The sequence below is a fragment of the Nocardioides sp. genome, from assembly GCF_030655615.1.
Lineage (GTDB): Bacteria > Actinomycetota > Actinomycetes > Propionibacteriales > Nocardioidaceae > Nocardioides.
This window is the reverse complement of the sequence record NZ_JAURVJ010000151.1, coordinates 1-10,568: the sequence shown is the minus strand read 5'-3', so window position 1 is coordinate 10,568 and position 10,568 is coordinate 1. Positions and strand designations below refer to the sequence as shown.

Below are 10,568 nucleotides of genomic sequence, written 5' to 3'. Positions count from 1 at the left end.
GCCCCAGGGGCGACGTACGCTGGGACACGATGACTGACGTGACTGGCACCTCGACCGAGGCCGAGCCCGTGATCGCCGACGACCCCGAGACCGTGGACGTCGCGACCGAGACCGAGGACGAGCGGTCCCTGCGCTTCGAGCGCGACGCGCTGCCCTTCCTCGACCAGCTCTACTCGGCGGCGATGCGCATGACGCGCAACCCCGCCGACGCCGAGGACCTGGTGCAGGAGACCTTTGCCAAGGCCTACTCGGCGTTCCACCAGTTCCGGCCCGGTACCAACCTCAAGGCCTGGCTCTACCGGATCCTGACCAACACCTTCATCAACAACTACCGCAAGAAGCAGCGCCAGCCGCAGCAGTCGATGTCCGAGGACGTCGAGGACTGGCAGCTCGCCCGGGCCGAGAGCCACAGCTCGTCCGGCCTGAAGTCCGCGGAGATGGAGGCGCTCGAGCACCTGCCCGACTCCCAGGTCAAGGACGCGCTGCAGCGCCTGCCCGAGGAGTTCCGCCTCGCGGTCTACCTCGCCGACGTCGAGGGGTTCGCCTACAAGGAGATCGCCGAGATCATGGAGACGCCGATCGGCACCGTGATGTCGCGGCTCCACCGCGGCCGTCGCCAGCTGCGCGACATGCTGTCCGACTACGTCCGCAGCAACGACCTGCTGCCCGCTGGCACCGTCGCCGCGAAGGAGGCCAAGGACCGATGAGCCACTCCCACAGCGACCACGCCGACTCCGTCGCCGACGCCGAGTGCGCCGACTTCCTCGAGCGGATCGTCTACTTCCTCGACAACGAGCTCGACGACGCCGACTGCGCCGACGTCCGGCTCCACCTCGACTCCTGCAACCCCTGCCTGGTCAAGTACGACCTGCAGCGCACCGTGAAGTCGGTCGTCGCCCGGTCCTGCACCGAGGTCGCCCCGGCCGACCTGCGTGAGCGGGTCCGCATCCGCATCCGCGAGGTCCAGGTCTCGATCCAGGTCACGCCCGAGGGCTGATCCGCGGTCCCGAGACGGCCTGTGAGGGCCTGAGAGACAGAAGAACCCCCGGCCGGTGGCCGGGGGTTCTGCATGTCAGCAGCAGTCAGCTGTTGGGGCGCTTGCCGTGGTTGGCGGCCTTCTTGCGTCGCGCGCGACGCTTGCGTCCGGTCTTGCCCATGGTGTCCTCCTGGGATTTAGATCATCGAAGTCTCTCAGGTCGCCGCGATCGAGCGAAATCGGGCGACGGCCGCTGCTCAGAGCCGGCTCAGGAACCTCGCGGCGTCGACCACGACCCGCGTGACCTCGCCACTGCCGACGACCTTGCCGGGCACGTCCCCGCCCGGGCCGTCGAGGTGGCGCGCGGCCACGGTGAAGCGGTGCAGCCGGCCGTCGACGTACGCCGAGGACGCGGTCACCTCGACCACCTGGCCGACCGCCGAGGCGCCGAGGTGCTCCACGACGACGCGGGTGCCGACGCTGGTCGAGCCCGCGGCCAGGGTGGGCTCCAGGGCGGCGCAGGTGGCGGCCTCGAGCCAGGCGAGCAGGCGCGGGGTGCCGAGCACCGGCAGCGAGCCCGACCCCACCGCCACGGCGGTGTCGTCGTCGGTCACGGTGAACCGCAGGGTCGCGTCCATCTAGAGCTCCAGGGCGTAGGCGACGAGGTGGACGCCGGGCTGGGGCGACCAGTCCCGGGCGGGCAGCCGGACGAAGCCCAGTCGTTCGTAGAGCCGGTGGGCGCCGGCCATGGCGTCGAGCGACGACAGGACGACGGCGTGGGCGCCCTCGCTGCGGAAGCGGTCGACGACCATCTCGGCGAGGGCCCGGCCGACGCCGCGGCCCTGCGCGTCGGGCGCGACCGCCAGCATCCGGAACTCGCCCTCGCCGACGCGGCTGATCTCGCGCCAGGGCGAGCCCACCGGGCAGACGGTGACGTTGCCGAGCACCTGACCGCCGTCGCCGTCGCAGCCGTCGCCGTCGTCGACCGCCACCCACACCTCGGCGTCACGGTCGCGCCCGGCCACGTCGGCCAGCCGCTCGCGGTAGGTGTCGTCGGGGCCGAGGAGGAACGGCTCGTAGGCGGCGACGGTCGCCCGGCCGACGGCCTCGTAGTCGTCGGCGGTGGCGCGTCTCAGCTGCACCGGGGCTCAGATGCCGAAGGTCGCGCGCGGGTAGGCCGCGTCGACGTCGGTGATCACGTTGACGAGGTAGGGGACCCCGGAGGCGAAGGCCCGGTCGAGGGCCGCACCGATCTGGCGGGGGTCGGTGACGGTCTCGCCGCCGCCACCCAGCGCCTTGACGACGTCGTCGTAGCGGGTCTGCGGGGCGAGGTCGGCGGCGACGTCGTAGCCGTAGAGCATCTGCATCGGGCCCTTCTCGAGGCCCCAGGCGGAGTTGTTGCCCATCACCATCACGACCGACAGGTCGTGGCGCACGAGGGTGTCGACGTCCATCAGCGAGAAGCCGGCGGCGCCGTCGCCCAGCAGCAGCACCACCTGGGCCGAGGGCCGGGCGATCCGAGCGGCGATCGCCGCGCCGAGGCCGGCGCCGAGGCAGCCGTAGGGTCCCGGGTCGAGCCAGCCACCGGGGCGCTTGGGCTCGACGTACTTGCCGGCGAAGCTGACGAAGTCGCCGCCGTCGCCGATGACCACCGCGTCGTCGGCCAGGCGCGGGACGAGCTCGCCGTAGATGCGGGCGGGGTGGATCGGGTCGGCCTCGGCCGACAGCAGCGCGCGGTCGCGCTCGACGCCGGCGGCGACACCATCCTGCAGCGACGACACCCACGGGCCCCAGGCCGGCTTGGGTCCCTTCTCGAGCGCGGCCAGCAGGCCGTCGAAGAACGACGTCAGGTCGCCGGAGACCGAGGCGGCGAGCGTCGCGTGGCGCGACACCTGGGCGGGGGAGTCGGCGACGTGCACGACCTGCGCGTCGCCGAAGATCCCGTAGCCGAGGCGGAAGTCGAGCGGGGTGCCGACCACGACGACCAGGTCGGGCTCCTTGAGCGCCTGGCTGCGGGCCTTGGTGACCAGCAGCGGGTGGCCGCCGGGCACGACGCCGCGGCCCATGCCGTTGGTGATGGTCGGGATCCCGGCGGTCTCGACGAGGCGGAGGGCGGCGACCTCGGCGCCGTCGGCCCAGACGTCGGTGCCCAGGATGAGCGTGGGCTGCGTCGCGGACGCCAGCAGGGCGGCGACGCGCGCGACGGCGTCGGGGTCGGGCTCGGCGCCGCGGACCCGCTCGCCGGTCGGAGCCGGTCCGGAGGACGAGGCGAAGAACTCGTCCATCGGCACGTCGACGAACACCGGGCCGCGGTGCGACGAGCCGGCCAGCCGGAACGCCTCGTCCATGCCGCCGAGCACGTCGCCGGCGGTCGGCAGGGTGGCGGCGTGCTTGGAGACCGAGGCGAGGATCGGCGGTTGGTCGAGCTCCTGCAGGCTGCCGCTGCCCCAGCGGTTCTGCGGGGCGCGGCCGCCGACGACGACCATCGGGGAGCCGGCGAACTGGGCCTGGGCGATCGCGCTGACGCCGTTGGTGACGCCCGGACCGGCGGTGAGCACGGCCAGCCCGGGAACCCGCGTCAGCTTGCCGGTCGCCTCGGCGGCGAACGCGGCCGTCTGCTCGTGCCGCACGTCGAGGAGGCGCATCGGCGGGTCGGACTTGACGGCGCCGTCGTACATCGGGAAGACGTGGGCGCCGGACAGCGTGAAGAGGGTCTCGACGCCGTGCGCGCGGGCCACGGCCACCGCGAGCTCGCCCGCGTGTCCTGAGAGCTGGTCGGGTGTGTCGTCGGTCATGCCTCGCAGGCTACCGACGACCCCCGACCGCGGGTCAGGGGTGACGGAACGCGGGGTTGGTCTCGCGCAGCAGCCCGACGAGCACCAGCATCACGTCGGCGCGGACGAGCGGCGGACGGCTGCCGAGGGCAAGCTGGAGGTAGAGGGAGCGCAGGAACGCCTGGGCGGTGTTGGTCGGCAGGAACGGGTCGCGGCCGGACGCGCGGGCGTGGGCCGAGGCGCCGGCGGCGACCCGGTTGAGCCAGGGCTCGACGACGGTGAGGGGGACCGAGCCCCGGCGCAGCACCGCCATCGTGGTGCCGACCAGGCGGTCGGCCTCGCCGTGGACCAGGGGCTGGTCGACCGGGAGCAGCAGCCGGTCGGCGACCACGTCGAGCACGACGGTGAGCTCGGCGTGACCGAGGTGCGGCGAGGCGGCGAGGGCGGCGAGGGCGTCGGCGCCGTGGGCGACGGCGTGGGCCCAGCCCTTGCCGTCGACCCAGCCGCGCAGGTCCTGCTCGCGCAGTACCCAGGTCGCGATCGCGTCGCCCCACTGCAGGACCTTGCCGCCGAGCACGAGGGGACGGCTGTTGTCGCGCGCGATGCACTCGGCGAGCACCAGCACCGAGAACGCCCGGCGGAAGACGCTGTCGGTGTCGCGCTCACCCAGGCCGACGCCGAGACCGGTGACCATCCCGTCGCCGAGACCCGGGAGCAGGTCGTCGTAGACGCCGCGGGAGATCCAGGTGGCGAGCGTGGGGTAGGCCGTGCCGTCACGTCGCTCGGGGTCGACGTCGCCGAGCATGACCGTGAGCTCCTCGGTCAGGTCGGCCAGCGGGAGGCCCTCCGGCACCCGGAAGTCCTCGTCGTGGACCTGCTTCCAGTTCACCCGAGACATGTCCTGCATCCTGGCAGAGACGGGGGACATCCAGCCCATACGGGGGACGCGCCTATCCTCGCGACGTGCAGTCCTTCACCGAGATCGTCCGCACCCGAACCGATCTCGACCGGGACGACGTGGCGTGGCTGCAGCTCCTGCAGGCCGACTGGCAGATCATCGCCGACCTCTCGTTCGCCGACCTCGTGCTGTGGCTGCCCGACCGCGACGGCACCGGCTTCTGGGCGGTGGCCCAGATGCGGCCCACGACCGGGCCCACGGCCTACGTCGACGACGTGGTCGGCACCTTCGTCGAGCGTGGCCGCAGGCCGTTGCTCGACGCCGCCCACGAGCAGGGCCGCACGGCCCGCGAGGGCGACCCCGAGTGGCGTGACGAGGTGCCGGTGCGGATGGAGTCGATCCCCGTCGTGCGGGAGGGCAAGGTCATCGGCGTCATCGGCCGCCACACCAACCTGCTCGGCGTCCGCACCCCCAGCCGCCTCGAGCTGTCCTACCTGCAGACCGCGACCGACCTCACGCAGATGATCGCCACCGGCACCTTCCCGGCGACCGGGCAGCGCAGCGACCACGCCGACTCACCCCGGGTGGGCGACGGCTTCCTCCGGGTCGACGAGGTCGGTCACGTGGTCTACGCGAGCCCCAACGCCCAGTCGGTCTATCGCCGCCTGGGCCTCTCCGGCGACCTGGCCGGGCTGCTGCTGGCCGACCTGGTGCGCGAGCTCGTCCCGCCCCGCCGCCGCCCTGACGAGGAGACCCTGAGCGCCGTGCTCGGCGGCCGGGCCCACCGCGACGTCGAGATCGGGACCGACGGCAACGACGGCGTCTCCCTCATCGTGCGCTCCATCCCGCTGCGCCCCGGCGGCGTCCACATCGGCGGGCTGATCCTGGTGCGCGACGTGACCGACCTGCGCCGCCGCGATCGCGAGCTGGTCACCAAGGACGCGACGATCCGCGAGATCCACCACCGGGTCAAGAACAACCTCCAGACGGTGGCCGCGCTGCTGCGCCTCCAGGCGCGCCGCATCGACAACGAGACCGCCAAGCTCGCCCTCGAGGAGGCCGTGCGCCGGGTCGGGTCGATCGCGATCGTCCACGAGACGCTGAGCCAGGCCGTCGAGGAGACGGTCGAGTTCGACGAGATCGCCGACCGGCTCGGGACGATGGTCACCGATGTCAGCGCGTTCACCGGCCGGGTCCGCGTACGCCGGGACGGCAGCTTCGGCGTGCTCCCCTCGCAGGCGGCCAACGCGCTGGCGATGGTCCTGACCGAGCTGCTCCAGAACGCCGTCGAGCACGGCTACGACGACGCCGACCCGACGACCACGGGGGTCATCGTGGTCGGTGTCGAGCGGCTCGTCGGCCGGCTGCACGTCGTCGTCGACGACGACGGCCGCGGCCTGCCCGAGGGCTTCAGCCTCGACGGGTCGACCAACCTGGGCCTCTCGATCGTGCGCACGCTGGTCGAGTCCGAGCTCGACGGCCAGATCGAGATGCACGCGCGTCCCGACGGCGGGACGCGCGTCGCGATCGACGTCCCCGAGATGTGAGGCTAGGCGGTGCGGACCCGCGCCCGCGCGTTGCGACGCTTGAGGGCACGGCGCTCGTCCTCGCTCAGACCGCCCCAGACTCCGTGGTCCTGCCCGGCCTCGAGCGCCCAGGCGAGGCACTGCTCGCGCACGTCGCAGCGTCGGCACACCTGCTTGGCCTCCTCGATCTGGAGGATGGCCGGTCCGGTGTTGCCGATGGGGAAGAACAGCTCCGGGTCCTCGTCGAGGCAGGCGGAGCGGTGGCGCCAATCCATGGCAGGTGGATCCTTTGAAGTAGAGACGTGCAGGCAGGGATGCTCAGGCCTGCGGGCGCGCATGTAGTCCTGTGTGTGAAGGATTTCACGAACGCCTGCTCACTGTTGCAACTATCGCTGCCGGGATCAAGTGTTTCCGGTGGTCGGTTGGGTCACAGCCACCCCACGGGGTGGCTGCGAGCTGGCCGTAGTGTCACCGCGTGAGCGATCCGCGTCCGACCCGTCCGCCCGCGCCCTTGCTGGTGGCCGCGGTGCTGGTGGCCGTCCAGGGCGTCGGACTGTTGGCCCTCGGGATCGTTGGTCTCCTCGACCTGGTGTCCTCGAGGGTCGAGGTCGGCGTGTCGGTCTCGGTGTTCTTCGGGGCCTACGGCGCCGCACTGCTCGCCTGCGCGTGGGGCCTCTCCCGGGTCAGGGGGTGGGCCCGGGGACCTGTCCTCCTGACCCAGCTCATCCAGCTCGGCATCGCCTGGAACGTGCGGGACAACGTGTTGCTCGCCGTACCCCTGGCGCTCGCGGCGGTCGTCACGCTGGTCGCGATGCTGCAGCCGGCGAGCGTCGAGGCGCTGATGGGCGCCTCGGAGGACGACGGCGCCGACGGCTAGACCACCCGGCCGGCCTGTTACCGAAGGCTCACCGTGGCGTGGGGGTCGTGTGGCTCGGGCGTGGTCGAGCGCTGCGTAGCGTCGACGGGGTCGGAGTGGTCCGCGGCCCTGGGGGGATCGCGGAACGGCCCGGCTCTCGGACAGCACGAGAAGCCCGCTCGGCGCCTCTGGGGGGAGGTCGCCTCGAGCGGGCTTCTGTGTCTGTCGGGTGGCTGCGCGGTCTACGGCTCGGGGTCGGGCGCCTCGAGCGAGGTGCGCAGCTGCTCGAGGGTGCGGGTGAGCAGCCGCGAGACGTGCATCTGCGAGACGCCGATCTCCTCGGCGATCTGCGACTGCGTCATGTTCTTGAAGAACCGCAGCAGCAGGATCCGCTTCTCGCGGGGCTCGAGCGCCTCGAGGAGCGGCTTGATCGACTCGCGGATCTCGACGTGCTCGAGACCCTCGTCGTCGACGCCGATCGCGTCGAGCATGCTCGACGACCCGTCGTCGGAGTCGTCGGTGGCGTCGAGCGAGAGGGTGGAGTAAGCGTTGCTCGACTCGATCCCCTCGACGATCTCCTCGACCGAGCAGCCGATGACCTCCGACAGCTCGCGCGGCGTGGGGGAGCGGCCCAGGCTCTGGGTCAGCTCGGCCGTGGCGGCGCCGATCTGCATGCGCAGCTCCTGGAGCCGGCGCGGCACCCGGATGGCCCAGCCCTTGTCGCGGAAGTAGCGCTTGATCTCGCCGATGATCGTGGGCGTCGCGTAGGTCGAGAACTCGACCCCGCGCTCGGTGTCGAACCGGTCGATCGACTTGATCAGCCCGATCGTGCCGACCTGGACGAGGTCCTCGTAGGGCTCGCCGCGGTTGCGGAAGCGGCGGGCGCAGTGCTCGACCAGGGGCAGGTGGAGGTGGACGAGCGAGTCGCGGGCGTGGGAGCGGGTGGCGTCGGACCCGAGGTCGTCGCGCAGCTCGACGAACAGCTCGGCGCTCCGCTTGCGGGTCTTGGCGACGCGCGTGAGCCGCTCCTGCTGCTCCGGAGTCAGCTGGGGTGGGTCGGGCTCGCCCGCCGCCTGGACCGGGGTGTGGTGGGGTTCCATGTCAGCTGCCGGCTCCGACGGCCGAGGACCTCATCGTCATGACGATGCCGAAGCGGCCCGAACCGGACTCGATGTCGGCCGACGCGGCCAGCGTGGTGAGCACCTGCCAGGCGAAGCTGTCGAGGTCGGGCACGGGGCTGGTCGCGGCCTCCACCGTGATGGAGACGACCATCGACCCGGGCGCGAGCTGGAACGCCGCCACGAGGTCGCTGCCCTCGTCGGCGTGCTCGAGCACCATCGCGTTGGCCTCGCCGACGGCGATCCGGAGGTCCTCGATGTCCTCGATCGTGAAGTCGAGCCGCGCGGCCAGACCGGCGGTCGTCGTCCGGAGCACGGACGCGTAGAGGCTGTCGGCGGGCAGCCGGAGCTCCACGTCGGGGCGTCCTGCGGACTGGTCGACGGGGTGGGACGGCACTGACATCGGGATGGTCCTTCGCTCACGTGGCTCGACGTCGCGACCCTACTGCCACCCGACGTCGTGCAGCGGCCTACCCGACGGGGCCCGACCGGAAACGGGTCGCCGGCGAGGTGTCGGGGACATGGTGGGGACGTGGTGGGGACGTGGTGGTTTGGCGCCGGGTGCGCTGGACAGGGTGGGCGTGTCTCCCCCCGACCCAACGAAGGCGGCCACCGTGCACCTCTCCCGCAAGCTCCCCGCCCTGCTCGGGCTCCTCGTCGTCCTCGTCCTCGTCGGCGGGACCGTCACGCCGGCCGAGGCGGCCACGACCCGGCAGCAGGCCCGGGCCGCCGTCGCCAAGGCCAAGCACGGTGTGGTCAAGGCCCGCCAGCACGTCAAGGCGGCCGAGCGCTCCTACGTCGCTGCGCTCGAGATGCGGCAGCAGGCCGTCGACGCGGTCGCCGCCGCCGGGTCGGCGTACGCCGCGGCCGAGGCACGACGCCAGAACGCTGCCGCCGACCTGGCGCCCAAGGAGGCCGCGCTCGCGGACACCAACGCCGCGCTGGACCAGGCGTGGCAGGAGCGGAACCCGCGGCAGGCCGAGTACGACAGTGCCGAGCTGGGGCTCAGGGTCGCCGAGGACCTGCTCGCCCGGGAGAAGAACAAGTGGGCGGCGTGCACCCGGTCCAGCGGGTCGTTCCAGTGCAAGAAGACCCAGAACGGCAGCTGGGAGCCGGCCCCCGAGGTCGAGCGGCTCTATCAGTCGCGGGAGCGGGCTCGCGCCAAGCTCGACAGCGCGACGGCCGCCCTCGCCGTCGTCGACCAGCGCATCGACGAGCTGAGCGTCCAGTCCACCCGCTGGCGCGCCCTGGTCGACGCCGCTCGCACCGAGCTGTCCGCCGCCACCACCGCCGCGAGCTCGGCCCTGGCCCACAAGAACGCGTCCGACACCCGCAAGGCGTCGGCCGACGCCCGCGTCGTCAAGACGAAGCGGTCCGTCCACACGGCCAAGACCGGGCTGGCCAAGGCGAAGAAGAAGCTCCGCCTGGCCAAGGCCCGGTTGCGCCGCCTGTCCTGACCGCGGCCGTCAGGCGCTGCGGGGGTCGTCGTGCTCGGCGTACGGCCGCCAGGCGCCCTCGGGCTGGGCGAGCCGGTCGGCCACGATGCCGAGGGTGCGACGGTGGTGGCCGAAGCCGAGGTGGGTCGAGCCGACCTCGATGTTCTCGGTGGTGGGCGACGGCAGGCTGGTGCACAGCTCCCAGGCCACGATGCCGTCACGACGGCTGTAGAGGCAGGTGGTCGGGACGCTCAGCGGCTCGACGCGGCTGCCGAGCACCTCGGGCGTGAGGTCGACGGCGTGGCGGCCTCGGTTGAGCAGCGTGTACGCCGGCCATGCCGACGTCGCGCGCAGGTTGCCGCGCATGGGGGTGCCCATGGTGATCACCGAGCGGATCCGGTCGGGGTTCTCCCGCGCGATCTCGCGGGCGTAGATGCCGCCGGCGCTCCAGCCGACGATGCTGATCGTCTTCTGGTTGCGGTCGGTGATGTGGTCGAGCCGCTCGGTCAGCCGGCCGCGGAGCCCCTCGCGCACGCCCATGTTGCGGCCCTGGCCCCAGTCATAGACGCGGTAGCCCTTCATGCGGAGGAACGAGCGCAGGAACCCCGTCGAGCTCGCGCCGGCGAGGAACCCCGGCAGGACGAGCACCGGGTGGCCGTCGCCCTCGGGCAGGCCGGCGAGGTAGCGCCGCGAGAGCGTGGACTGGGCCAGCTCGACCCCGGTCAGGCTCTCGCGCACCCACAGCAGCGGACCAGGGGCGCGTGCGTTGTCCGCGTCGGGAACGGTGGACCGGGTCGTCGGCATGGGCACGTCCTCAGGCTGTGGCCCGCCGGGTGCAGGTCCTGCACCGAGGGATACCACCCGGGTGTGCGGCCGGGGTCGGGCGGGCCGCTCGACGGCCAGCCCTAGGCTCGGCGCATGACGTCCTCCCGGGTCCCGGACCTCGCCGGGCTCCGGATGCTCGTCACCATCGGCCGCCACGGC

14 protein-coding genes are annotated in these 10,568 nt (G+C 72.5%); 5 read left to right on the top strand and 9 right to left on the bottom strand.

The window, feature by feature from the left end; translation table 11 throughout:
• The first annotated feature begins 29 nt into the window (after nucleotides 1-29).
• Both Q7T52_RS12570 and rsrA read left to right on the top strand, forming a co-directional pair.
• Complete coding sequence (locus Q7T52_RS12570; protein ID WP_304802977.1) at nucleotides 30-707, top strand: sigma-70 family RNA polymerase sigma factor; 678 nt, start codon at nucleotides 30-32, stop codon at nucleotides 705-707.
• A complete protein-coding gene (gene rsrA / locus Q7T52_RS12565) occupies nucleotides 704-997 on the top strand; it encodes a mycothiol system anti-sigma-R factor (protein WP_304802975.1) in 294 nt (97 codons plus the stop codon). Before Q7T52_RS12570 ends, rsrA begins: the two co-directional genes overlap by 4 nt.
• Nucleotides 998-1,082: 85 nt before the next feature.
• Here rsrA and Q7T52_RS20665 read toward each other — a convergent pair whose 3' ends face one another.
• The 5 genes from Q7T52_RS20665 to Q7T52_RS12545 form a co-directional block, all read right to left on the bottom strand.
• Nucleotides 1,083-1,157 carry a 50S ribosomal protein bL37 gene (locus Q7T52_RS20665; RefSeq protein ID WP_370692322.1) on the bottom strand — a complete coding sequence of 25 codons (75 nt, stop codon included), beginning with the start codon at nucleotides 1,155-1,157 and terminating at the stop codon, nucleotides 1,083-1,085.
• A 76-nt stretch (nucleotides 1,158-1,233) separates the two neighbouring features.
• Nucleotides 1,234-1,614, bottom strand: a complete 381-nt coding sequence (locus Q7T52_RS12560) for a thioesterase family protein (RefSeq protein ID WP_304802973.1) — start codon at nucleotides 1,612-1,614, stop codon at nucleotides 1,234-1,236.
• Nucleotides 1,615-2,118, bottom strand: a complete 504-nt coding sequence (locus tag Q7T52_RS12555; protein ID WP_304802971.1) for a GNAT family N-acetyltransferase — start codon at nucleotides 2,116-2,118, stop codon at nucleotides 1,615-1,617.
• A gap of 6 nt (nucleotides 2,119-2,124) precedes the next feature.
• A complete protein-coding gene (locus Q7T52_RS12550; protein ID WP_304802969.1) occupies nucleotides 2,125-3,771 on the bottom strand; it encodes an acetolactate synthase in 1,647 nt (548 codons plus the stop codon).
• 34 nt (nucleotides 3,772-3,805) lie between these two features.
• On the bottom strand, nucleotides 3,806-4,648 hold the full coding sequence (locus Q7T52_RS12545; protein WP_304802967.1) for a DUF2785 domain-containing protein: 843 nt from the start codon (nucleotides 4,646-4,648) through the stop codon (nucleotides 3,806-3,808).
• A gap of 65 nt (nucleotides 4,649-4,713) precedes the next feature.
• Here Q7T52_RS12545 and Q7T52_RS12540 point away from each other — a divergent pair, with 65 nt between their 5' ends.
• On the top strand, nucleotides 4,714-6,195 hold the full coding sequence (locus Q7T52_RS12540) for a sensor histidine kinase (RefSeq protein WP_304802966.1): 1,482 nt from the start codon (nucleotides 4,714-4,716) through the stop codon (nucleotides 6,193-6,195).
• 2 nt (nucleotides 6,196-6,197) lie between these two features.
• On the opposite strand, the gene Q7T52_RS12535 is transcribed toward Q7T52_RS12540, so the two are convergent.
• A complete protein-coding gene (locus Q7T52_RS12535) occupies nucleotides 6,198-6,449 on the bottom strand; it encodes a WhiB family transcriptional regulator (RefSeq protein WP_027863177.1) in 252 nt (83 codons plus the stop codon).
• 200 nt (nucleotides 6,450-6,649) lie between these two features.
• Between Q7T52_RS12535 and Q7T52_RS12530 the strand changes: the two genes are divergently transcribed.
• Complete coding sequence (locus Q7T52_RS12530) at nucleotides 6,650-7,051, top strand: hypothetical protein (protein ID WP_304802961.1); 402 nt, start codon at nucleotides 6,650-6,652, stop codon at nucleotides 7,049-7,051.
• Nucleotides 7,052-7,272: 221 nt separating this feature from the next.
• Here the strand turns inward: Q7T52_RS12530 and Q7T52_RS12525 are convergent, their stop codons facing one another.
• A complete protein-coding gene (locus Q7T52_RS12525) occupies nucleotides 7,273-8,130 on the bottom strand; it encodes an RNA polymerase sigma factor SigF (protein ID WP_304802959.1) in 858 nt (285 codons plus the stop codon).
• Nucleotide 8,131: 1 nt separating this feature from the next.
• Nucleotides 8,132-8,551, bottom strand: coding sequence for an anti-sigma factor (locus Q7T52_RS12520; RefSeq protein WP_304802957.1), 420 nt, complete (start codon nucleotides 8,549-8,551; stop codon nucleotides 8,132-8,134).
• A 211-nt stretch (nucleotides 8,552-8,762) separates the two neighbouring features.
• Here Q7T52_RS12520 and Q7T52_RS12515 point away from each other — a divergent pair, with 211 nt between their 5' ends.
• Nucleotides 8,763-9,605 (top strand): hypothetical protein, encoded by an 843-nt coding sequence (locus Q7T52_RS12515; protein WP_304802956.1) that lies wholly within the window; start codon nucleotides 8,763-8,765, stop codon nucleotides 9,603-9,605.
• 9 nt (nucleotides 9,606-9,614) lie between these two features.
• Here the strand turns inward: Q7T52_RS12515 and Q7T52_RS12510 are convergent, their stop codons facing one another.
• On the bottom strand, nucleotides 9,615-10,388 hold the full coding sequence (locus tag Q7T52_RS12510; protein ID WP_304802954.1) for a triacylglycerol lipase: 774 nt from the start codon (nucleotides 10,386-10,388) through the stop codon (nucleotides 9,615-9,617).
• Nucleotides 10,389-10,568: the final 180 nt, after the last annotated feature.